The 22,328-nt window shown below is 71.4% G+C and carries 21 protein-coding genes and 1 pseudogene; 3 read left to right on the forward strand and 19 right to left on the reverse strand.

The window, feature by feature from the left end; all coding sequences use genetic code 11:
* Positions 1-618 (forward strand): annotated as a pseudogene (locus tag ACFRCG_RS46495) (hypothetical protein); the annotation flags it as partial.
* Between the two features lie 25 nt (positions 619-643).
* On the opposite strand, the gene ACFRCG_RS46500 reads toward ACFRCG_RS46495, so the two are convergent.
* The 9 genes from ACFRCG_RS46500 to ACFRCG_RS46540 form a co-directional block, all read right to left on the reverse strand.
* A complete protein-coding gene (locus ACFRCG_RS46500; protein ID WP_380042739.1) occupies positions 644-2,068 on the reverse strand; it encodes an amidase in 1,425 nt (474 codons plus the stop codon).
* 121 nt (positions 2,069-2,189) lie between these two features.
* The gene (locus tag ACFRCG_RS46505) at positions 2,190-4,964 is read right to left on the reverse strand and encodes a DEAD/DEAH box helicase (RefSeq protein ID WP_380042740.1); all 2,775 of its coding nucleotides are present in this window, start codon (positions 4,962-4,964) and stop codon (positions 2,190-2,192) included.
* Positions 4,965-5,114: 150 nt separating this feature from the next.
* The gene (locus ACFRCG_RS46510) at positions 5,115-6,002 is read right to left on the reverse strand and encodes a YegS/Rv2252/BmrU family lipid kinase (RefSeq protein WP_380042741.1); all 888 of its coding nucleotides are present in this window, start codon (positions 6,000-6,002) and stop codon (positions 5,115-5,117) included.
* Between the two features lie 25 nt (positions 6,003-6,027).
* On the reverse strand, positions 6,028-6,978 hold the full coding sequence (tatC, locus tag ACFRCG_RS46515; RefSeq protein WP_380042742.1) for a twin-arginine translocase subunit TatC: 951 nt from the start codon (positions 6,976-6,978) through the stop codon (positions 6,028-6,030).
* A gap of 35 nt (positions 6,979-7,013) precedes the next feature.
* Positions 7,014-7,295 carry a Sec-independent protein translocase subunit TatA gene (tatA, locus tag ACFRCG_RS46520; RefSeq protein ID WP_380042743.1) on the reverse strand — a complete coding sequence of 94 codons (282 nt, stop codon included), beginning with the start codon at positions 7,293-7,295 and terminating at the stop codon, positions 7,014-7,016.
* 130 nt (positions 7,296-7,425) lie between these two features.
* Complete coding sequence (locus ACFRCG_RS46525) at positions 7,426-7,653, reverse strand: hypothetical protein (RefSeq protein WP_380042744.1); 228 nt, start codon at positions 7,651-7,653, stop codon at positions 7,426-7,428.
* Between the two features lie 32 nt (positions 7,654-7,685).
* Positions 7,686-7,889 (reverse strand): hypothetical protein, encoded by a 204-nt coding sequence (locus tag ACFRCG_RS46530; protein WP_078978606.1) that lies wholly within the window; start codon positions 7,887-7,889, stop codon positions 7,686-7,688.
* 119 nt (positions 7,890-8,008) lie between these two features.
* Positions 8,009-8,974: a helix-turn-helix transcriptional regulator gene (locus ACFRCG_RS46535; protein ID WP_380001076.1), complete on the reverse strand. Its 966-nt coding sequence runs from the start codon at positions 8,972-8,974 to the stop codon at positions 8,009-8,011.
* Positions 8,971-9,954: a helix-turn-helix transcriptional regulator gene (locus ACFRCG_RS46540; protein ID WP_380042745.1), complete on the reverse strand. Its 984-nt coding sequence runs from the start codon at positions 9,952-9,954 to the stop codon at positions 8,971-8,973. Before ACFRCG_RS46540 ends, ACFRCG_RS46535 begins: the two co-directional genes overlap by 4 nt.
* A 127-nt stretch (positions 9,955-10,081) precedes the next feature.
* On the opposite strand from ACFRCG_RS46540, the gene ACFRCG_RS46545 reads away from it, so the two are divergent.
* Positions 10,082-11,167 (forward strand): DUF3866 family protein, encoded by a 1,086-nt coding sequence (locus tag ACFRCG_RS46545; RefSeq protein WP_380042746.1) that lies wholly within the window; start codon positions 10,082-10,084, stop codon positions 11,165-11,167.
* Positions 11,168-11,635: 468 nt separating this feature from the next.
* Here ACFRCG_RS46545 and ACFRCG_RS46550 read toward each other — a convergent pair whose 3' ends face one another.
* The 5 genes from ACFRCG_RS46550 to ACFRCG_RS46570 all read right to left on the reverse strand — a co-directional run bounded on the left by ACFRCG_RS46550 (position 11,636) and on the right by ACFRCG_RS46570 (position 16,624).
* Positions 11,636-12,013: an FKBP-type peptidyl-prolyl cis-trans isomerase gene (locus ACFRCG_RS46550; RefSeq protein ID WP_380042747.1), complete on the reverse strand. Its 378-nt coding sequence runs from the start codon at positions 12,011-12,013 to the stop codon at positions 11,636-11,638.
* An 82-nt stretch (positions 12,014-12,095) separates the two neighbouring features.
* Complete coding sequence (locus ACFRCG_RS46555) at positions 12,096-12,908, reverse strand: FKBP-type peptidyl-prolyl cis-trans isomerase (RefSeq protein WP_380042748.1); 813 nt, start codon at positions 12,906-12,908, stop codon at positions 12,096-12,098.
* A 179-nt stretch (positions 12,909-13,087) separates the two neighbouring features.
* A complete protein-coding gene (locus tag ACFRCG_RS46560; protein WP_380042749.1) occupies positions 13,088-13,924 on the reverse strand; it encodes an ABC transporter ATP-binding protein in 837 nt (278 codons plus the stop codon).
* Positions 13,925-14,023: 99 nt separating this feature from the next.
* Positions 14,024-15,385 carry a Pup--protein ligase gene (pafA, locus tag ACFRCG_RS46565; protein ID WP_380042750.1) on the reverse strand — a complete coding sequence of 454 codons (1,362 nt, stop codon included), beginning with the start codon at positions 15,383-15,385 and terminating at the stop codon, positions 14,024-14,026.
* A 9-nt stretch (positions 15,386-15,394) separates the two neighbouring features.
* On the reverse strand, positions 15,395-16,624 hold the full coding sequence (locus ACFRCG_RS46570) for an MFS transporter (RefSeq protein ID WP_380042751.1): 1,230 nt from the start codon (positions 16,622-16,624) through the stop codon (positions 15,395-15,397).
* Positions 16,625-16,813: 189 nt separating this feature from the next.
* On the opposite strand from ACFRCG_RS46570, the gene ACFRCG_RS46575 reads away from it, so the two are divergent.
* Complete coding sequence (locus ACFRCG_RS46575; protein WP_380042752.1) at positions 16,814-17,836, forward strand: LacI family DNA-binding transcriptional regulator; 1,023 nt, start codon at positions 16,814-16,816, stop codon at positions 17,834-17,836.
* Between the two features lie 109 nt (positions 17,837-17,945).
* On the opposite strand, the gene prcA is transcribed toward ACFRCG_RS46575, so the two are convergent.
* The 5 genes from prcA to dop all read right to left on the reverse strand — a co-directional run bounded on the left by prcA (position 17,946) and on the right by dop (position 22,092).
* Positions 17,946-18,728, reverse strand: a complete 783-nt coding sequence (prcA, locus tag ACFRCG_RS46580) for a proteasome subunit alpha (RefSeq protein WP_380042753.1) — start codon at positions 18,726-18,728, stop codon at positions 17,946-17,948.
* A gap of 64 nt (positions 18,729-18,792) precedes the next feature.
* Positions 18,793-19,638, reverse strand: a complete 846-nt coding sequence (gene prcB / locus ACFRCG_RS46585) for a proteasome subunit beta (protein ID WP_380042754.1) — start codon at positions 19,636-19,638, stop codon at positions 18,793-18,795.
* Positions 19,590-20,195, reverse strand: a complete 606-nt coding sequence (locus ACFRCG_RS46590) for an endonuclease VII domain-containing protein (RefSeq protein ID WP_380042755.1) — start codon at positions 20,193-20,195, stop codon at positions 19,590-19,592. Before ACFRCG_RS46590 ends, prcB begins: the two co-directional genes overlap by 49 nt.
* Before the next feature lie 6 nt (positions 20,196-20,201).
* Positions 20,202-20,411: a ubiquitin-like protein Pup gene (locus tag ACFRCG_RS46595; RefSeq protein WP_020552042.1), complete on the reverse strand. Its 210-nt coding sequence runs from the start codon at positions 20,409-20,411 to the stop codon at positions 20,202-20,204.
* 175 nt (positions 20,412-20,586) lie between these two features.
* A complete protein-coding gene (gene dop / locus ACFRCG_RS46600) occupies positions 20,587-22,092 on the reverse strand; it encodes a depupylase/deamidase Dop (protein WP_380042756.1) in 1,506 nt (501 codons plus the stop codon).
* Positions 22,093-22,328: the final 236 nt, after the last annotated feature.

Genomic DNA, 22,328 nt, shown 5'->3' on the forward strand with positions numbered 1-22,328 from the left:
GTCGCGAGCGGCGTGGCCGCGGGCGCCGCCGCGGTCGGCGGCGCGGCGGCGGGGGCGGGCGTGGGCACCGCCGCGGTCAAGGGCGCGGCCCGGGGCGGGCAGACGGCCGGCCGCTCGTCGCTGATCGCGGGCGGGGTGGTGATCGCCGTCGCGGTCGCCGCGTTCGCCCTGGTGGACACCGACAAGCCCAAGCCGAAACACCCCTCCCCGCCGGTCGCCGCCTCGGCGCCGGCCCCACTGCCGCCCGCCCCGCCCCCCGCCCAAACCCAGCCCCCGCAACCCTCCCCACCCAAGCCGTCCGAGGTGCAGTCACCCGAGCCGGCCCCGCCGGCCGCCTCGCCGCGCCCGGCGCCCACCACCCGCCCGCCGACCCGGCCCGCCCCGACCGTCAAGCCGACCCGCTCCGGGCCGACGCTGGTGGCCGACGACAAGGAGTTCCGGGCCGACGACGACAAGGTCGGCTTCCGGTGCGACAACGGCGCCGGCAAGTGGTGCGAGAACCCGACCATCACCGTGCCCAGTGCCCTTGCCGCGCCGCTGATGCCGCCCGGCTCCACCGCCGAGTGCACCGAGATCAAGGGCAAGAACGGCTCGCACTACACCCTGTGCCGACGCTGAGCCGCACACCCCGAGCCGCCGAGCGCTAGCGCGGAGGGCGCGCCGTGCCGGCCCACGGCGCCGCCGCCTCCAACTGCCCGGCGAGGCGCAGCAGCGTCGTCTCGTCGCCGTAGCGGCCCGCGAACTGCACGCCCACCGGCATCCCGTCGGCCGTACCGCCCAGCGGCACGGACATGGCCGGCTGCCCGGTGACGTTGAACAGGCTCGTGAACGCCGCCATGCCGCGCATCCCCGCCAGCGCCGCCCGCGGATCCCGGTTGGGGTCCAACTCGCCCAGCTTCGGCGGCACCACCGCCATCGTCGGGGTGAGCAGCACGTCGAAGCGCCCGGTCAGCCGGGTCACCGCCCGCCCGATGGTGTGCATCGTGTCCACCGCGGCCAGATAGCGCGCCAGCGTCAGCCGCCGGCCCTTCTCCACGATCAGCTCGGTCGCCGCGTCCAGATCGCCGGGCCGCAACTCGCGCCCCAGCTCGGCCAGTCGCAGGTCCACCATGCGCGCCATGTGCGCGGCGCTGATCGGCGCGATCACCTCGCCGGGCCGGGTCAGCGTGTCCGGCCATTCGACCGGCTCCACCTCGTGCCCCAGCGCCTCGCACAGTGCCGCCGCCTCCTGCGCGGCCCGGGTGCACTCGGCGTCCACGAGCACGTCGGCGTCCACGGGGTTCAGGATCAGCCCGATCCGCAAGCGCCCCGGGTCCGCGCCCACCTCGGCGGCGTACGGGCCCACCGGCTGCGGCGCGTGGTAGGGGTCGCCCGGCTCCGGGGTGCCGGTGACATCGAGCAGCGTCGCGCTGTCGCGGACCGTACGGGTGACCGCGTGCGCCACCGAGAGCCCGGCCCACGACTCGCCGCGGTCGGGCCCGGCGGTGACCCGGCCCCGGCTCGGCTTGAGGCCGAACAGCCCGCAGCACGAGGCCGGGATCCGGATCGAGCCGCCCCCGTCGGTGGCGTGCGCGACCGGCACCATGCCCGCCGCGACCGCCGCCGCCGAGCCGCCGCTGGAGCCGCCGGCGCTGTGATCGAGCCGCCAGGGGTTGTGCGCGGGACCGAACAGGGCCGACTCGGTGGTGGTGCCCAGGCCGAACTCGGGGGTGTTGGTCTTGCCCACGATCAGCACGCCCGCCACCCGCAGCCGGGTGACCAGCGTGCTGTCCCGCTTCGCCGGCGCGCCCGCGAACAGGCGCGAGCCGTTGGTGGTGGGCGTGCCGGCCACGTCGCACTCGAGGTCCTTGATCAGGTACGGCACCCCGGCCAGCACGCCGGGCAACAGGCCCGCGACGGCGGAGCGGGCCTGCTCCTCGCACAGCGCGACGACCGCGCCCAGGGCCGGTTCGCGCTCCTTGATCGCGGCGAAGGCGACGTCGAGCACCTCGTCCGCGCTCACCTCCCCGCGGGCGATCAGGCCCGCGAGTCCGGTGGCGTCATGGGACTGATACTCGTCGATCCGCACGGTGGGACCTCCTGGGCTGGGGAAACACGTCCGCCCCGCACCGTACGCGACCGCGCCGACTCGCCGTGTGGCCGCTCGGCGGATCGGCACAATCCGGCGCGTCCGGCGGGGCGCCGCCCGCTCAGCCGACCGAGGAGTAGGCGACCACGCCGCGGCGCAGCTCCTCGATCGCCTTGCGGGCGGTGCCGCCGACCTTGCTGTCGTCGGGCGCGGCGGCGGCGATCTGGCCGAGTACGTCGACCAGTTGCTTGATCCAGCGGACGAAGTCGCCGGCCGGCAGGTCGGCGTCGCCGAGCACCGCGTCCAGGCTCATCCCCGACGCCCACGAGTACGCGGTCCAGGCGAAGCCCAGGTCCGGCTCGCGCAGGAAGTCGAGGTGGTGCTGCCCTTCCAACGCGTCGAGGTGGCCCCACAGCCGGACCATGTCGACCAGCGCCGACGTCGTCGTCCCGGCCGGCACCTTCGGCGACATCGCGTCGTCGGGCTGCCGCGACTCGTACACCAGCGCGGACGCGCACGCGGCCAGCTCCGCCGGGGACAACTCCTCCCACAGGCCCTCGCGCAGGCACTCCGCGGTCAGCAGGTCCAGCTCCGCGTAGATCCGGGCCAGCCGGCGCCCGTCCTCGGTGACCGTGTCGCCCGCCAGGTAGCCCAGGTCGGTGAGCATCGCGCAGACCCGGTCGAAGGTGCGCGCGATGGTGTGCGTGCGGCCCTTCATCCGGCTCTCGATCACCTGCGTGTCCCGCAGCAGCCGGTGGTAGCGCTCGGCCCAGCGCGCGTGCTCCTCGCGGTCGTCGCAGCCGTGGCACGGGTGTTGCCGGATCGCCTGGCGCAGCCGGGCCAACTCGGCGTCGTCGGCGGCCGGCGAGCGCTGCTTGCGCCGCCCCCGGGGGTGGTCCACGTGGCCTGCCTTGGTGCGCAGCGAGGACGCCAGGTCGCGGCGGGACTGCGGATTGCGCGCGTTGAACGAGCGCGGGATGCGCAGCCGGTCGATCGCCTCCACCGGCACGGGGAAGTCGATCCCGGCCAGCCGGCGGGCCTGGCGGTCCACGGTGAGCACGAACGGGCGCGGCCCCTCCGGGCCCTGGTCGGTGCCGGGGTCCAGGACCACGGCCAGGCCCGCGTACTTGCCGGTGGGCACCATGATGATGTCGCCCGACCTGAGCTTCTCCAGCGACGCGGCGGCCGCGGCCCGGCGCTGGACGGCGCCCTCGCGGGCCAGCTCCGTCTCGCGGTCCTTCAGCGCGCGCCGCAGCCTCCCGTATTCGGCGAAGTCGCCGAGGTGGCAGGTCATCGCCTCGCGGTAGCCGGCCAGCCCCTCCTCGTTGCGCTGCACCTGGCGGGTCAGCCCGACCACCGAGCGGTCGGCCTGGAACTGCGCGAACGAGGTCTCCAGCAACTCGCGCGAGCGGTGCCGGCCGACCTGGCCGACCAGGTTGACCGCCATGTTGTAGGACGGTTTGAAGGAGGAGCGCAGCGGATACGTGCGGGTGCCCGCCAGGCCGGCCAGGTGGGCCGCGTCGAAGCCCTGGTGCCACAGCACCACCGCGTGGCCCTCGATGTCGATGCCGCGTCGCCCGGCGCGGCCGGTGAGCTGGGTGTACTCGCCCGCGGTCAGGTCGGCGTGCGTCTCGCCGTTCCACTTGACCAGCTTCTCCAGCACCACCGAGCGGGCGGGCATGTTGATCCCCAGGGCCAGCGTCTCGGTCGCGAAGACCGCCTTGACCAGGCCCTTGACGAACAACTCCTCGACGACCTCCTTGAAGGTCGGCAACATGCCCGCGTGGTGTGCGGCGATGCCGCGCTGGAGCGCGTCGAGCCAGGAGTGGTAGCCCAGGACGTGCCGGTCCTCGTCGGGGATGCCGGTGGTGCGCGCCTCGACGATCGTGCGCACCTCGGCCCGCTCCGCGTCGCCGTTGAGCCGCAGGCCCGCGTGCAGGCACTGCTGGACCGCGGCCTCGCAGCCCTTGCGGCTGAAGATGAAGGTGATCGCGGGCAGCAGGCCCTCGGCGTCGAGCCGGTCGATCACCTCGGCGCGGCTGGGCGTCCAGATCCGGCTGCGCACCGGTCGGGCCTCCTGGCCGCGGTTGCGCCGGTAGCGGTCCTGCGGGCGCCCGGCCCGCTCGCTGTCCATCCGCCCCAGGCGCACCAGCTCGGGGTTGACCTCGGTGTGGTTCTCGTCGGTGAACAGGTCGTAGGTGCGGTTGCCCGCGATCACGTGCTGCCACAGCGGCACCGGGCGGTGCTCGGAGACCACGACCTCGGTGTCGCCGCGCACGGTGCCCAGCCAGTCGCCGAACTCCTCGGCGTTGCTGACCGTCGCCGAGAGCGAGACCAGGGTGACCGATTCGGGGAGGTGGATGATCACCTCCTCCCACACCGCGCCGCGGAAGCGGTCGGAGAGGTAGTGCACCTCGTCCATGACCACGTAGCCCAGGCCCGCGAGCGCGTTCGAGGACGCGTAGAGCATGTTGCGCAGGACCTCGGTGGTCATCACGATCACCGGGGCGTCGGAGTTGACCGAGTTGTCGCCGGTGAGCAGGCCCACGTTGGCGGCGCCGTAGAGCTTTTGGAAGTCGGTGAACTTCTGGTTCGACAGCGCCTTGATCGGCGTGGTGTAGAAGCATTTGCGGCCCTGTTCCAGGGCCAGGTGCACGGCGAACTCGCCGACCACGGTCTTGCCCGAACCGGTGGGCGCGGCGACCAGGACCCCCTTGCCGGCCTCCAGGGCGCGGCAGGCCTCGACCTGGAAGGAGTCGAGACCGAAGGGGTACTGCTCGCGGAACGCGTGCAGACTCGTGCGTTCGTCGGCGGCACGGCGCCGGGCGGCCGCGTAGCGCTCGGCCGGGGACGTCTGGGTATCGCGGTCCGTGCCGCGTGCGGGATCGAGAGGCATCTCGTCAAGCAGACTACCGGCCGGGACCGACGGCTGTGATCACCTTTTTTCGATCTTGCCGACCGGCGGGTCGAACAGGCGACCGCGGCACACCCGAGCGATCCGCCCCGCCCGGCACGGCCCCGCGGCGCGGGAAGCCCGCCGTACGCCTCAGCCGGCCGGCGCGGGGACCAGCGCCCGGACCGCGGCCGGCACACAGTCCGCGGTCAGCGGCAGTGCGCCCAGGCGCTCCCCGTCGGCCCAGCCGCTGAGCCCGCGTGCGCTCAGCGACACGGTCGCGGCCCGGTGCACGGTGACCAGCGGGTGGCTCACGTGCCGCCCGCCGTAGACCTTGGGGAACACCCGCAACAGCTCGGCCCGCCCGCAGGCGGCCACCACCGTTATGTCGAACAGCCCGTCGGCGAGGTCGGCGCCCGGGCACATCCGCATGCCGCCGCCGTAGGAGCGACCGTTGCCGACCGCTATCAGCGTCGCCTCGACCTCGAACGGCTTGCCGTCCAGTTCCAGCTCGTAGTCGATCGCCTTCAGCGCGCCGAGTTCGCCCAGCAGCGCGGCGTTGTAGCGGGTCCGCCCGCCCGCCCAGGTCATCCGGTTGGCCCGCTCGTTGACCCGCGAGTCGAAGCCGGTGCACAAAATCGTGCCGAACCAGCGCTCGCCGACCCGGCCCAGGTCCACCGGGCGGATGTGCCGATCCGCCACCACGCGGGCCGCCGCGGCCACGTCGCCCAGCGGCAGGTCCAGTGCGCGGGCGAAGTCGTTGCCGGAGCCGATCGGTATCACGCCCAGCGGCGTCGGCGTGCCGGCGACCGCCTGCAGCGCGGCGGCGACCGTGCCGTCGCCGCCGACCGCGACCACCGCGTCCACACCCGTGCGGACCACCGCGCGCAGCCGGGCGATGCCCTCCGCGGCGCCGGGAGCGGACACCTGGTGCGGCGTCAGCCCCCGGTCGCGCAGCAGGTCGGCGGCGATCGACGCGGCCTTGAGGCCACGTCCGCGGCCCGCGGTGGGGTTGACGAATATTGCGATCTCCCGAGACACAAGGCGCGAGAGTAGCCCACCGGACTCAGGTGATGTCGTCCACCCTGCCGACCGGGTTCACCGCCTCGCGATCGTCCACCCGGTTCGGCGCGTCCACCGGGGTGACGGAGGTGTCGAGCACGGACGCCTCGTCGTCGTCGAGGTCCGCGCCGAACACCTCGGCACGGCGTTTGCCGCGCCGCCGGTCGTTGACGAACGCGACGATCAGCGCGAGCCCGTACAGGATCGTGATCGGGATGGACAGCAGGACCATCGTCACCGGGTCGGTGGTGGGGGTGGCCACCGCGCCGAAGACGAAGATGCCCATCACGACCCAGCGCCACCAGCTCGCCAACTGCCGCGCGGTCACCACGCCGCCTATGTTGAGCATGATCAACACCAGCGGCAGCTCGCACGCGACGCCGAAGACGACGATCATCCGCAGCACGAAGCTGAGGTAGTCGTCCACCTGGATCTGGGTGCTGGCGTCCTCGAGGGTGAAGTCGGTGAGCACCTCCAGCGCGTGCGGCAGGACCCAGTACGCGAAGTAGGCGCCGCCCGCGAACAGCGGGAACCCCACGCCGACGAAGGCCAGCGTGTACTTCTTCTCGTTCTTGTGCAGGCCGGGGGCGAGGAACGCCCACAGCTGGTACAGCCACACCGGCGCGGCGACCACCACACCGGTGGCCAGCGAGATCTTCAACGCGGTGGAGAACGGCGAGAGCACACCGGTCTGCACCAGGGCACCGTTGCCGCACTGGGTGGCGCCGGTGCCCTTGATCGTGGTCAACCCGCAGACGGGTTTGACCAGGAACGCGCCGATCTCCTTGTAGTAGATCGCGGCGACGATGGTCACGACGATGATGGCCAGGAGCGCCTTGACGAGGCGGTTGCGCAGTTCGCGCAAGTGCTCCATGAGGGGCATGCGCCCCTCGGCGTCCTTGATCTTCTTCTGTTTCGGGCCGGACCTGCGTCCTCGCCCTGCCTTGTCAAGCACCTCGAGGGCCGACTCCTAAACAGGCGCGTGTGGACTCAGCGACGGTTGTGGTCGGGCTCGCCGACCGGCCGCGCCTCGTTCACGTCGCCCGGAGCGGCCGAGATGGTGCGCGGCGGCGCCTCGGTGGTCTTGGCACCCTTGTCGGACGCGGGGGCCTCGGCCGCCCCGTCCTCCTTCATCGCCTTGGTCTCGCTCTTGAGGATGCGCAGCGAGCGACCCAGCGCCCGCGCCGTGTCCGGCAGACGCTTGGCGCCGAACAACAGCACGACGACAACCAGGATCAGGATGATCTCGGGCCAACCGAGCTTGCCAAACATAGTCAGTACCTCATTGCCGGGGCCGGGGGGGTTACGGGTTCGATCGTACGCCGGTGCGGATGACGCACGTGCAACGCAATGGTGGCGAACAACTGCACCGGGCGTAACCCCCAGGGGTCACGCGGGCGAATCAATGCCGGTGCGCGGACGCGGACCGCGGGTGCGGTACGACGTCCTCTCGCGCCGTGGGGCGGCCCGCCGCGTCCAGCTCGGCCGCCGCCCGGGACAACCGGTCGGCGGCGTCGGCGGCGGTTCCACCCAATCGGCGAACGTCACCGAACAACCGCACGGCGAACCAGGCGAGGACGCCGAGTCCGACGAGCACGAGCACGAGGAAGAGCAGGACCCACGGCAACATGCGGCGACCCTAACAGCCCGCGAAGGCCCCGCTCAGCGTGCCACCTGCATGGACGACACCCCGCCGTCGGTGAGCAGTTCGACGATCCGCTCACCGGCCGGGCGGCGCACCGAGTCCGCGCAGGTGGGGCAGCGGAAGAGGTAGAAGGACTTGTTCGGTCGCAGCACCAGCCGTAGCTGATCCGCCGTCAGCTCCACCCGTCCGCATACCGGGCAGCGCGCCGTGAACGTCGACACCGTGGGCCTCCTCGCAAGGTCGGGAAGGTTGTCGTCGGTGGTACCGGGAGGTGCCGGCGGACCGGATCCCGGGGCGTGTGCCGTTTTTGGACAGTCGCCCGCGGACCCGGCCGCTCGGTCTAGTCCGCGTAGGCCGCGAGCGCGGCCGACGCGGTGCGTCGTACATCGTCGACCAGCTCCGGCGGAGAGATCACCCTGCCGTGTCCGCCCAGGCGCAGCGCCAACCGCCGGATCCCGGCGGGGTCGGGCGTGCGCAGGGTCAGCCGCAGACCGCCGTCGGCCAACTCCTCGACCTTGTCGTAGCGGTAGTACTCGGTGACCCAGCGCCCGCCGGGCCCCAGTTCGAGCACCACCTCGATGCCGTCGGCGGCGGTCGGCGCGAAGCCGTCGGCCAGGTCGAGCGGTTCGATCGGCTGCGGCTCGGACGCCTCGTCCAGCAGCACCGCCTCGGCGACCCGGTCGAGCCGGAACAACCGGCGCCCCTCGGCCTGGCGACACCACGCCACCAGGTAGGTGTGTCCGTCGACCAGGACCAGCCGGATCGGGTCCACCTCGCGCTCGGTGATCTCGTCCCGGCGCGGCACGTAGTAGCGCAGCCGCAACCGGCGCTTCTCGCTCACCGCGCGGTCCATCGTGGCGAACGCCGACTCCTGGGCCGCGTCGTCGCCCTCGAACTCGACGGTCACCCCCTCGGCGGCGCGCGCCGCCTCGCCGGCCGCGTCCTCCAGCTTGGCGGTCACCCGACCCAGCGCCACCTTGTCCCGCTCGCGCAGCCCGGACAGCCCGGCCAGCGCGCGCAGCGCCACAAGGAGCGCCAACGCCTCGTGCGGAGCCAGGCGCACCGGGCGCACCGGGGCGTCGGCGTTGTCCAGGAAGACCCGGCCCTCGAAGTCGACGTGCGGCTCCAGGAGGTCGTCGGCCATGAAGCTGGTGCCGCACATGTGCAGGGTGCCCAGGTCCGCCTCGACCTGGGTCACCGGCAGACCGAAGGCGCGCGCCACGTCGTCGAGTTGGGTGCCCGGGCGCTCGCGCAGGTAGGCCACCAGGGACAACAACCGTCGGGTGTCGTCGATCGCGTTGCTCATCCGACCTTCACCTGTCCCGTCGCCCCGTGGGCGGCCTCGCGCAGTTGCGCGACCACGGCGTCGCGCAGGTGGGGCGGCTCCAGCACGACCACGTCGGGGCCGAACTCGGCGAGCCAGTGGTGCAGTCCGTGTCCGTGACTCATCTCCAGCTCGTCCCAGCCCTCGCCGGCCGGACGCACCGCGCTCGCGCGCGCCCGCAGCGGGAACCCCGCGCCGGTGCGCACCCGGATCCGGGCGATGCCCTCGCCGCCCTCGCCGGCGAAGCGCGCGACCTGGGCGCGCACGTCCACCTTCGCCGGCACCTCGGCCGAGAACGGCTCCTTCAGCGGTTTCGGCTTGGGCTTGTCGGCAATCCGGTCCAGCCGGAACACCCGCTGCTCGCCCCGGTCGCGGGCGAAGCCCACCAGGTACCAGCGGCCTCGCCAGCAGCTCATCCCCCACGGCTCGACCACCCGCACGGTGACCTCCGCGGCGCCCGAGCGGCGGTAGGCGAACTGGATCGGCCGGCGGGTGCGCAGCGCGTCCAGGAGCGGACCGAACGCCGGCTCGCGGGCAGTGACCCTCGGCTCGACGCTGGTCAGCGGGGCCGAGTCGATCTCCACGCCCGCGGCCTTGAGCTTGTACAACGCGCCGGTGGCGGCGCCGGCCAGCGCGGACTGCTGCCAGGCGCCGGCGGCCAGGGCGAGCGCCGCGGCCTCCTCCGGGTCCAGCTCCACCGGGGGCAGCGTGTTCGCCTCGGGACGGATGCGGTAGCCGTCGGCCGACTCGATCAGCGGGTCGTTGGCACCGGTCTCGACGATGAAGCCGAGCTCGCGTACGTCGTCCTTGTCCCGCTCGAACATGCGGTCGAAGGCCTCGTCGGACGTGCACAGCCGATACGACTCGATCGACTGCCGCAACTCTTCCTTGGTGACGTAGCGACGGGCGGCGAGCAGGCACATGACCAGACTCACCAACCGCTCCTGCTTCGGAATCGCCATCAGATCCCAGTCCCTCCCACACGGCGCAGCCCCGACCGTACCGCGTTCGGCGCGCGGGTTGGTCCCGGCCGCCGATCTGCCCCCCGAGTTCGCCCGCCGCAGGCCGGCGCCGTTAGGCTCTCGGACCGTGATCACCTGGCGACGCGGCGAAGTGACGGCGATCCGACGGGCCTGGCGCGGGGCCGTGGAGGTGACGGTGGCGGTGCCCGAACCCGAGCCCGCCCGCACGTTGCGCGCGATCGCCTACCCGCACCTGACCGGCACCCCCGAGGTCGGCGACGCGGTGCTGCTCAACACCACCGCGCAGGACATGGGCCTGGGCACCGGCGGCTACGCGCTGGTGGTGGCGCTGCCCGAGCGGCTGCCCGCGGACCCGCCGCCCGGGCCGGGGCATGTGGTCAAGGCCCGCTACACCCCGATGCAGGCGGTGGTGCTCGGCGTCGACGAGCAGGACTCGCCGCACCACGCCACGCTCGGCGCGGCCGACTCGCTCGACGGCATGCCGGTGGTGGTCGCCGACCTGCACTCGGCGCTGCCCGCGATCTGCGCCGGGATCCGCGCCGAGCGCCCGGACGCGAGGGTGGTGTACGTGATGACCGACGGCGGCACACTGCCGCTGTGGTTCTCGATGACCGTCGACACGCTGCGCACGCACGGATGGCTGGCCGCCTCGATCACCGTCGGCCAGGCGCTGGGCGGCGACCTGGAGGCGGTCACCCTGCACACCGGCCTGCTGGCCGCGCGCCATGTCGAGCGCGCCGACGTGGCGATCGTCGCGCAGGGCCCGGGCAACCTGGGCACGGGCACCCGGTGGGGCTTCTCCGGGGTCGCGGCGGGCGAGGCGATCAACGCGATCGCCACCCTCGGCGGGCGCCCGGTCGCGTCGCTGCGCATCTCCGACGCCGACGGCCGTGAACGCCACCGCGGCGTCTCCCACCACAGCCTCACCGCGTACGGCCGAGTAGCCCTGGCCGCGGCAGACGTGATCGTCCCGATCCTCCCCGAACCCCTGGCCGCCCAGGTGGCAGCCGACATCACCCCGCTCCGCACCCGCCACCGCATCCACGTACAACCCACCGACGGCCTGACCGAAGCCCTACAAACCAGCCCGACCCCCCTGTCCACCATGGGCCGCAACCTGGAAGCCGACCACGCCTACTTCCTGGCAGCGGCAGCCGCTGGCCACTGGGCCGCAACCCACCTCCCCACCTGACCCACCCCATCCCACCCGACACACAAGAACAGGCCCGCAAAACCCAGCCCACCCGGCGTTCGAGCACAGCAGACCGCAGGCCGACCGACACCCAACCCGCCGAGCGCACGAGAACACGCACGCGCAACCCAGCCCGTCCGGCGCCCGAGGACAGGCACGTCAAACCCAGCCCGTCCGGCGTTCGAGGACAGCAGGCCGCAGGCCGGCCAACACCGAGCCCGCCCGACGCACGAAGGCAGGCACACAAAACCCAGCCCGTCCGGCGCACGAGAACAGGCACGTCAAACCCAGCCCGCCCGGCGCACGAAGACAGGCACGCGCAACCCAGCCCGTCCGGCGTTTGAGGACAGCGGGCCGCAGGCCGGCCGACACCCAACCCACCGAGCGCACGAGAACAGGCCGGCCAAGAACGCAAACGGCCCCGATCCGCGCAGCGTGCGCACGAACCGGGGCCGTCGACGCGTGCGGCTAGCGCACGCCCAGCAGGTCCACCACGAAGATCAGCGTCTCGCCCGGCGCGATCGCCCCCGGCGATCCGCGGTCCCCGTAGGCCAGGTGCGCCGGAATGACCAGCTTGCGCCGACCCCCGACCTTCATCCCCTGCACGCCGCGGTCCCAGCCCTCGATGACCTGACCGACGCCGAGCCGGAAGTCCAGCGGCCGGCCACGGTTCCAGGACGCGTCGAACTCCTCACCGGAGGAGAACGACACGCCGACGTAGTGCACGCTGACGTCCTGGCCCGCCCGGGCCACCGCGCCGTCGCCCTCCCAGATCTCGGTGATCTCCAGGTCGGCGGGCACGCCGCCCTCGGGGAAGTCGATCTCGGGCTTCGTAAGCTCGCTCACAGCGGTATCCGTATCCGTTCGAGTACTGAATGCGCGTCCAACGTACCGGGCAACCCGCCCGGTACGACCACCACACCGCCCGTCAGGCGGTCGTGCCGCCCAGCGCGTCGACGATGTCCACGACGAACACCAGCGTCGAGTTGGCCGGGATTGTCGGCGGCTTGCCCTCGGCGCCGTAGCCCTTGTCCGCGGGCAGCACCAGCAGGAGGCGGCTGCCGACCTTCTGGCCCACCAGACCCTCGTCCCACCCGGGCACGACCTGGCCGACACCGATCTTGAACGCGGTCGCGCCGTTGTGGTCCCACGACGAGTCGAACTTGGTGCCCTTGTCGAAGAGCGCGCCGGTGTACTGCGCCACCAGCGTCTGGCCCTTTTGGACCACCGGGCCGGTGCCCTCGATCAGCGGCTGCACGACCAGCTTGGTCGGCGCGGCGGTGCCCGGCGGGATGGAGATCTCCGCGGCCTTGCCCGACTCGACCTTCGCGACCGGCAGACCGGCCGGCGGGGTCACCGCGGCGCCCTTGGCCTCGGCCTTGCTGTCGATCGTCTTGGTCGACTTCAGGTCCAGCATCAGCACGACGGCCTGCTTTTCCTGGGTGACCTTGGCCGGGACCACCACGAGCATCCGGGTGCCGACCTTCTTGCCGATTATCCCCTGCCCGATCTCCTTCAGGAGCTCCGCGCTGCCCGCCTGGAAGACCTCGGGGGTCTTGGTGTCGTACGAGTTGCCCGCGTCCGTGCCGTCCCAGTTCTTGCCGACGGTGTCCGCGACGACGTAATCGTCCTTCTTGATCACATCGCCCGTGCCCTCGATGAGGATCTTGGTCGTCGTCTTGTCGCCGGACTTCCCCTTCGGGATCTTGATGTCCGGCTTCTGCCCGAAGGCACCGGTCACGATGGGTGTAACGGTTTTTCCTCCGTCGTCATCGCCACACGCGACCGCGGTGAAGGCCAGTGCGGGGACCAGAAGGAGCGCAGCGAGACGGCGCACGATGTTCCTCTGCTGAGATGGACAAGGACCGGGACACTCTATGGGGTCCCGATGTGAGGGCGACGTGAAGACGACAATCGCGTTCAGGCCACTTCGCGACCCGGCCGGCGCAACCGCGCCGCCCAGCGCCCGTCCTCGGCGCGCACCGTCAACGGAATCCCGAAACACTCGCTGAGGTTGGCGTCGGTCATCACCTCGCGCACCGGCCCCGCGGCCACCGTCGCGCCGCGCCGCAGCAACAACGCGTGGGACACCGCGGTGGGCAACTCCTCCAGGTGGTGCGTCACGATCACCAGGGTCAACCGCGGATATTCGCGCGTCAGCGAGTCGATCGCCTCGAGCAGTTCCTCACGGCTGGGCAGATCCAGCGCGTTGGCCGGCTCGTCGAGCAGCAGCAGCCGGGGATCGGGCATCAGCGCCCGGGCGATCCGGGCCCGGCCGCGCTCGCCCTGCGAACACACCGCGATCTCGCGCCGCGCCAACCGCTCCAGACCGAGCAGCGCGATCAACTCCGCCGCCCGGGCGTGTTCGGCCGGCCCGTACTTGCCGTACAGGGGCTGCACCGTGCCGCTCGCGCCGGTGAGCACATAGTCGGTCACCGTCAGGTATTCGGGCACCCGCAGCGCCGCGTTGACCGCGCCCACCTGCGCCCGGACCTCGCGCACGTCGACCTTGCCGAGCCGCTTGCCCAGCACCGTCACCGCGCCGTTGCCCGGAAAGCGCAACGCGCCCGCCAACGCCAAGATCGTGCTCTTGCCCGCGCCGTTGTGCCCCAGCAGCGCCCAGCGCTCGCCCTCGCGGACCGTCCAGTCCACGCCGACGAGCATGTCGGTGCGCCCGGCGGGCCCGTGCGCCCACACATCCACCCCTTCGAGCTCGAAGACGGGCGGAGCGATGTCCCATGCAGGTGTATCGACCATCGATCAAGCATGCCGGCCGCCCCCCCCGCGCCCCACGCGGGGGGGGGGGGGGGGCGGCCGCGGCTCACAAGCCGGCCGGCGCGGGGCGGGACGGCCCGCTCACAAGCTGGCGATCAACAAATCACCGCGGTCGTCCACCGACCGGAAGGGGTCCTTGCACAGCACGGTGCGCTGCGCCTGGTCGTTGAGCTTGAGGTGCACCCAGTCGACGGTGAAGTCGCGCCGCTGCTCCTGGGCCTTCTTGATGAACTCGCCGCGCAGCCGCGCCCGAGTGGTCTGCGGCGGCAGCGACTTCGCCTCGAAGATCTTCAGGTCGTTGCCGATCCGGTCGACCTGTCCGCGTCGCTCCATCAGGTAGTAGAGCCCTCGGCGCCGGTGGATGTCGTGGTAGGCGAGGTCTATCTGCGCCACCCGCGGCGAGGACATGGGCAGGTTGTGCTTGGCCCGGTAGCGCTCGATCAACTGATACTTGATCACCCAGTCGATCTCGCGCCCGACCAGATCGAGATTGCCGGTGTCGATCGCCTCCAGGGTGCGCTCCCACAGATCGAGCACCTTCTCGACCGTGCCGGTGCGGATGCCCCGGCGATCGGCGAACTCCTGCGCCTTGGTCAGGTATTCGCGCTGGATGTCCAACGCGCTGGCCTCGCGGCCGTTGGCCAGCCGCACCTTGCGCGAGCCGGTCATGTCGTGGCTGACCTCGCGGATCGCCCGGATCGGGTTCTCCAGGGTCAGGTCGCGCATGACGATCCCGGCCTCGATCATCCGCAACACCAGGTCGGTCGAGCCGACCTTGAGCAGCGTGGTGGGCTCGGCCATGTTGGAGTCGCCGACGATCACATGCAGCCGCCGATAGCGCTCGGCGTCGGCATGCGGTTCGTCGCGCGTGTTGATTATCGGACGGGAACGGGTCGTGGCGGAACTGACGCCCTCCCAAATGTGTTCGGCGCGCTGACTCACGCAGTACACCGCACCGCGCGGCGTCTGGAGCACCTTGCCCGCACCGCACAACATCTGACGGGTCACCAGGAACGGGATGAGCACGTCGGCGAGCCGGGAGAATTCCCCGTGCCGCGCCACACAATAGTTCTCGTGGCAACCGTAGGAGTTGCCGGCGGAATCGGTGTTGTTCTTGAAGAGATACACGTCACCCGCGATGCCCTCTTCGTGCAGCCGCCGTTCGGCGTCGACGAGAAGACCCTCGAGAATGCGCTCACCGGCCTTGTCGTGCACGACAAGTTCCGGCACCGAGTCGCACTCGGGCGTCGCGTATTCGGGGTGGCTGCCCACGTCCAGATACAGCCGGGCCCCATTGCGTAGGAAGACATTGCTGCTTCGGCCCCACGAAACGACTCGGCGGAAGAGGTACCGCGCCACCTCGTCCGGGGAGAGCCTGCGCTGCCCCCGGAACGTACAGGTGACGCCGTACTCGTTCTCCAGCCCGAAGATGCGGCGGTCCATGCTGCAACATTACGCCGACGACGCGCCGTTCCGGGACAACTCCGCGTCGGTGGTTTTCACAAGTTGGATCACGTTTGGGATCAGCCGGCCCCGACCGGCCAGCAATACCAGCAATCCGAGCCCCGCGCCGACCCCCGCGACCGCGAACGCACCCCGCGCGCCGGCCACTTCGCCGGCCCAGCCGGCCAGCGCCATGCCCAGCGCCGCGCCCGCGCCCATCGCGGCCACCAGCCACGCGAACGCCTCGGTCACCGTGCCGCGCGGCGCCAACTCGTCGATCAACGTGAACACGCACGCGATCGCCGGCGCCAGGAACACCCCCGACAACACCGCCAACGGCATCATCAACCACGGCCCGGGCACCACGGTCAGCGGCAGGTAACACACCGTCAGCCACCCCATGAACCACAACAACCGGCGGGCCGGCGGGGTACGCCAGGCCCGTACCCCGTGCACGAGACCGCCCAGGAGCGCGCCGAACGACATCGCCGCCAGGAACACCCCCGACAGCGCGTCCGAGCCCTCGCGGTCGGCGTACGCCACCGCCGCCACGCTCAACACGCCCAGCGCGACCCCGGCCAGCGTGAAGGCCGGCAACACCACGCGCAGACCGGGCGAGCGCAGCGCCCCGGCCCAGTGCGGCGTATGCGGCTCGCCGCGCCAGACCCGCGACGGGTGCGAGGTGGCCACGATCAGCGTGCCCGCGACGCCGACCAGCCCGGTCAGCAGCACGGCCAGCTGCGCCGAGCCCAACTGGACGACGACCACCACGATCAGCGGCCCCACGGTGAACAGCACCTCCTGGGCGGCGGCGTCCAGCGCGTAGGCGGCCTGCACCCGCTCGGGGGTGAGCACCGAGGGCCACAACGCCCGCAACCCGGCCTCCAGCGGCGGCGTGGTGAAGCCCGCCACCAGCACCGCCGCCACCGCCACCGGGAGCGGATGCGCGCCCACCAGCGCGAACACCGCGTAGGCCAGCGCGGACACCGTCGCCGAACCGATCAACACCCCGGTCTGCCCGCGCCGGTCCATCCACCGCCCGAGCACCGGCTGCCCCGCCGCACTGGCCAGCCCGTACACCGCGGACAACGCGCCCGCCAGGCCGTAGCCGCCACCGTCCGCGCGCACCAGCAGCAGCACCGCCAACGCGCCCATGCCGTTGGGCAGTCGCCCGAACAGCGTCCCGCCGAGCAGCCGCCCCGCGTAGGGCACGCGCAGCAGCTCCAGATAGGTCCGCATCCGCGGATACCGCCCTCCCGTGCCGCACCCGACACATCCGCTCATCCCGACGTCATACGTATGACTATCCCGTATCACTGTGCCCGCCCGGTCGGCCGCATGGCAAGCGCGTTCTAGGCTGGACCCGCCCCGCCACCGCGTCCCGCCAGCACCCGCCACCCCGCCCCGACTCCGCCGCCCGAGGTCACCGTGCCGCCGCCCCCGCCCCCCGCCGGTCGCCCGACCAGCAAGGACGTCGCCCGACACGCCGGCGTGTCGCAGTCCACCGTGTCCCTCGTCCTCGCCGGCAAATGGCGCGGCCGGGTCTCCCCCGCCACCGTCGAGACCGTGCGCGAGGCGGCCGCGGCCCTCGACTACCGGCCCAACACCTCGGCGCGGTCGCTGCGCCTGGGCCGCACCCGCACGGTGATGCTCGTCGTACCCGTGCTCACCTCGCCGTTCTTCGGCGCCGTGCACAGCGGCGCCGCCCGGGTGGCGGCCGAACGCGACTTCGGCGTCGTCGTCTACCCCACCCTCGACGGCGCCGACCTGGCCCCCAACGCCTTCTCCCCGGCCGCCATCGACGGCGTACTCGCCTCCTCGATGGCCGCCGAACCACTCGACGTGCTGCGCTCCGCCGGACCCGGCACCGGCCACCTGCCCCTGGTCATGCTCGACAGCGAACCCGGACACGGCCTGCCGACGGTCAACCACGACGTCGCCGAGGGCATGCGCACGATCGCGCGGCACGTGATCGGCCTCGGCCACCGGCGCGTGGCCCGGCTGCGCTCCACCGTGCGGACCTGGACGTTCGAGGCCCGCGACGCGGCCTTTCGCGCCGCGCTCGGCCCCGCCGAGGTGGTCGCCGAGGGGTGCGCCCCGCTGACCCTGGACGGCGGGCGCGAGGCGGCACTGAGCCTGCTCGCCGCGCCCGCCCGACCCACCGCGCTGGTGTGCGACGACGACCTCCAGGCGGCCGGCGCCTACAAGGCGGCCCGCACACTGGGCCTGCGCGTGCCCGACGACCTGTCCGTCACCGGCTTCGACGACATGCGCTACGCGCGCGTGGTCGAGCCCGAACTGACCACCTTCCGGCTGCCGGCCGTCGAACTGGGCGCTCGCGGCATGAGCGCGCTGCTCGACCTGCTCGACACCGGCGACGCGGGCCCCGACGTGGTCCTGCCCGGCGAGCTGGTCATCCGCGGCTCCACCGCGCCCCCGACACCGGCCTGACCCCGCCGGCGCCGCCCACACGCGTCAGGGCCCGCACACCGAGGCGGTGTACGGGCCCTGTGACGGGATCCGGGCGGACGGGGCGCCCGGGAGCGGAAAACCCGCGGAACTACTCCTCGCCGGCCTCGGGAGCGGTCCCCGGCGCGGCCTCGGCCGCCCCCTCCCCCGCCGCCGCCGCCTCGCCGGTCGGCTCGGCCTCGCCGAGCAGGCGGGTCAGCTGACCGCCCACCAGACGCTTGAACTTGCGCTGCTGCGGCCTGGTGCGGTCCAGCGTCGCGACCTCCAGCTGCGAGGCCGTGATGGAGCGTTTCTCGCCGACACCGTCGCGCGAGAGGGCGTCGACCGCCACCTTGAGCGCTTCCTCCAGCGACAGCCCCTCGCGGTGCCGGCGCTTGAGCTGGTCGGTGATCTGCTCGACGTTGCCGCCCATCGCCACGTAGTTGTGCTCGTCGGCGACCGAACCGTCGTAGGTGAGCCGATAGATCTGGTCGTCCTCGGGCGCGGCGCCCACCTCGGCGACGATCAGCTCCACCTCGTAGGGCTTCTCCCCCCCGCTGGAGAAGATCGTGCCCAGCGTCTGCGCGTACACGTTCGCCAGGCCGCGGGCGGTGACGTCGTTGCGCGCGTACGAGTAGCCGCGGATGTCGGCGTAGCGCACGCCGCCGATCCGCAGGTTCTCGAACTCGTTGTACTTGCCCACCGCGGCGAACGCGATGCGGTCGTAGATCTCACTGATCTTGTGCAGGGCGCGAGAGTAGTTCTCCGCCACGAACAGGATGCCGTCCGCGTAGGTCAGCACGACCACGCTGCGGCCCCGGGCGATGCCCTTGCGGGCATAGTCGGCCCGGTCCGCCATGGCCTGCTGCGGCGACACATAGAAGGGCGTCGTCACCGTGGAGTCCTTTTCGTCGAAGCCGGTCTCGAAGGGTCGGCTGGTGGGGTCGTCGACATCGACGTCAGGTCAGCGGGGCGGTCGGGCCGTCGGGGGCGTCCATACGGGCGTTCACCACGGTCCGGACGATGGCACCCACCTCGTCGGAGGAGAGCCGCCGGATACCGTCCTCGGTCACCAGGGTGACCACCGGGTAGATCCGTCGGGTCAGGTCGGGACCACCGGTGGCGGAGTCGTCGTCGGCCGCGTCGTAGAGCGCCTGGATGCACACCTGCACGATGCCGTCGGCGTCCAGGCCGGAGCGGTAGAGCTTCTTCAGCGCGCCCCGGGCGAACAACGAGCCCGAACCCACCGCGTGGAAGCCGTACTCCTCCGACCGGCCGCCGGTGACGTCGTAACTGAAGATCCGCCCGACCCCGCCGTCCACGTCGAAGCCGGCGAACAGCGGAACCACCGCGAGGCCCTGCATGGCCATGCCGAGGTTGCCGCGGATCATCTGCGACAGCCGGTTGGCCTTGCCCTCCAGCGAGAGCGTGGTGCCCTCGATCTTCTCGTAGTGCTCGAGTTCGACCTGGAACAGCCGGACCATCTCGACCGCGAGCCCGGCGGTGCCGGCGATGCCCACGACCGAGTACTCGTCGGCCGGGAACACCTTCTCGATGTCCCGCTGTGCGATCAGGTTCCCCATCGTGGCCCGCCGGTCGCCGGCCATCACCACGCCACCGTCGAACGTCGCGGTCACGATCGTCGTACCGTGCGGCGCCTCGATCGTCACGGGCTGCAGCGGCGGCGTCCTACGCGCGGGCAACAGCTCGGGCCGATACGCGTCGAGGAATTCGGCGAACGAGGACGACCCGGGGGTCAGGAAGGCAGCCGGTAGACGCCCGGTGCCACGAGTGTTGGCTTCCACACGATCCCTTCCACATAGGTTGCGGCCCGGCGCAACGCGTCGGGTCGATCCTTGAACATGCCCAGTGCGGCATTGCAGTTGAAGCAGAGTACGGCTCGGACCCTACCGGTTTCGTGATCATGATCGACGTGCTCGGGCCGGGTGGACTGACAGATCGGACATACGCCCATTTGGTCGGCGACCATGGCCCGATAATCAGCCTCGGTCATGCCGTACTTGCGCTTGAGATGCCCGGCCCGACTTTCGACCTTGCGACAAGCCTTACAGGCCGCCGCCAAACCGTCCCATTGTCGGGAACTTTTATGCCATTCGGAATGCGGCTCGATCTCTTCACATTTCGGGCAGCGCTTATGTCCGTCCGGCACGGCGACTTTGGGCCGCACCTTGAATCCGGCACGCTCCCGCCGTGCGCGGTAGGACGCCGAATTACGCTGCCGATTACACCCAAGGCAATAGAATGAAAGCCCGTCCGGGCTCTTCACGTTGGATCCGAAGTCCCGGACGGGTTTCCACTCCTTGCAATCAGGGCAATTCTTGCCCGATCTCAAATCGGACATTTACCCCTATTCACCACCTTTTTGGACAAATCCACGTACGAATTCCTCGGCATTCTCCTCTAGCACCTCGTCGATTTCGTCCAATACCGAGTCGACGTCGTCCGTCAACTTTTCGTGCCGCTCCTGCACGTCCGACTGGGCCTCGGCGGTGGTCTCCTCGACCTCTTCCGAGCGCTTTGTCGCGCGCTGTTGACCGCCGCTGTCCTTAGTGGCCATGTCACTCACCCCACCTTGAGATCATTTCCTTGAACCGGTGCTTATCCATTCCCCGGAGGATCCACACCCCCGATCCCGAAGGATCGGGGGTGTAAGTGCCAACGAGTGTCGGATGCCCGGTGTTCCGGAACACGATTTATCCGTCCGTTCGCTTTGTTCCCGCGAACGGGCGAGGTCACCCACCCGTGAGCGCGCGGACCAGATCCTCGGCGGTGCGGCAGCGGTCGAGCAGGTCCTTCACGTGGGCCTTCGTCCCGCGCAGCGGCTCCAGGGTGGGCACCCGCTGGAGCGAGTCGTGACCGGCGACGTCGAAGATCACCGAGTCCCACGAGGCCGCCGCCACCTCGTCGGCGTACTGCTCCAGACACCGGCCGCGGAAGTAGGCCCTGGTGTCCTCCGGCGGCAGATGCACCGCGCGCTGCACCTCGGCCTCGCCGGCGATCCGCTCGAAGCGGTCCTCCAGCTTGTTGTACAGCCCCTTGTCGGGCCGTACGTCGGCGTACTGGAGGTCGACCAGGTGCAGCCTCGGCGCGTCCCAGTCGAGGGCGTCCCGCTGCCGGTAGCCCTCCAGGAGTTGGAGCTTGGCCACCCAGTCCAGCTCGCGCGCCAGCGACATCGGATCGGTCTCCAGGCGGGCGAGCACCGACTCCCAGCGGTCGAGCACGTCCGTGGTGTCGGCGTCGACGTCCTTGCCGAACCGGTTCTCGACGTACTTCCGGGCCAACTCGAGGTATTCGAGCTGGAGCTGGATCGCGGTCAGCTTCCGGCCGCTGCGCAGCGTGATCAGCTGCTTGAGGGTCGGGTCGTGGGACACCTCGTGCAGCGTGCGCACCGGCTGGTCGACGGTCAGGTCGTTGCCGAGGAAGCGGTCCTCGACCATCGACAGGACCAGCGCGGTGGTGCCGAGCTTGAGGTAGGTGGACACCTCGGACAGGTTGGCGTCGCCGATGATCACGTGCAGGCGCCGGTACTTCTCCGCGTCGGCGTGCGGTTCGTCGCGGGTGTTGATGATCGGCCGCTTGAGCGTGGTCTCCAGGCCGACCTCGACCTCGAAGTAGTCCGCGCGCTGGCTGATCTGGAAGCCGTGCGTGGAGCCGTCCTGGCCGATGCCCACCCGGCCCGCGCCGCAGATCACCTGCCGGGAGACGAAGAACGGGGTCAGGTGCCGGACGATGTCGGCGAACGGCGTGGCGCGCTGCATGAGGTAGTTCTCATGGGTGCCGTAGGACGCGCCCTTGTTGTCGGTGTTGTTCTTGTAGAGCAGGATCTGCTGCCCGCCGGGCAGCTCGCCGGCCCGGCGCGCGGCCTCGGCCATGATCCGCTCGCCGGCCTTGTCCCAGATCACCGCGTCGCGCGGGTTGGTGGTCTCGGGCGCGCTGTACTCCGGGTGGGCGTGGTCGACGTAGAGCCGAGCGCCGTTGGTCAGGATCACGTTGGCCAGACCGACGTCCTCGTCGGTCAGCTGGCTCGAGTCGGCCAGCTCGCGCGCCAGGTCGAACCCGCGCGCGTCGCGCAGCGGATTCTCCTCCTCGAAGTCCCAGCGGGCCCGGCGGGCCCGCTGCATCGCTGCGGCGTACGCGTTCACGATCTGGGAAGACGTCAACATCGCGTTGGCGTTCGGATGTCCGGGTACGGAGATCCCGTACTCGGTTTCGATGCCCATCACACGCCGGACGGTCATGCGACCCCCTCGTCCCTCACCCGGCCGGTACCCGTCCCACACTCTCCGTGGTCGGGGTACACCCTGGTCATGCTGCCGAGCCTATTGCCGTTGGATTGCCTTGGGGATACGGCCGGAACTATTGCCCTGTGCGGAAGTGTCGTGCCGGCACGGCGCCGGGGGCCCGGGGGGGCCCGCGCCAACCGGGGCCCCGGGGGGGGGGCAAAAGACTCGGAGAGGGGGGCTAAGTCAAAGAC

The organism is Embleya sp. NPDC056575 (genome assembly GCF_042793325.1).
GTDB lineage: Bacteria > Actinomycetota > Actinomycetes > Streptomycetales > Streptomycetaceae > Embleya.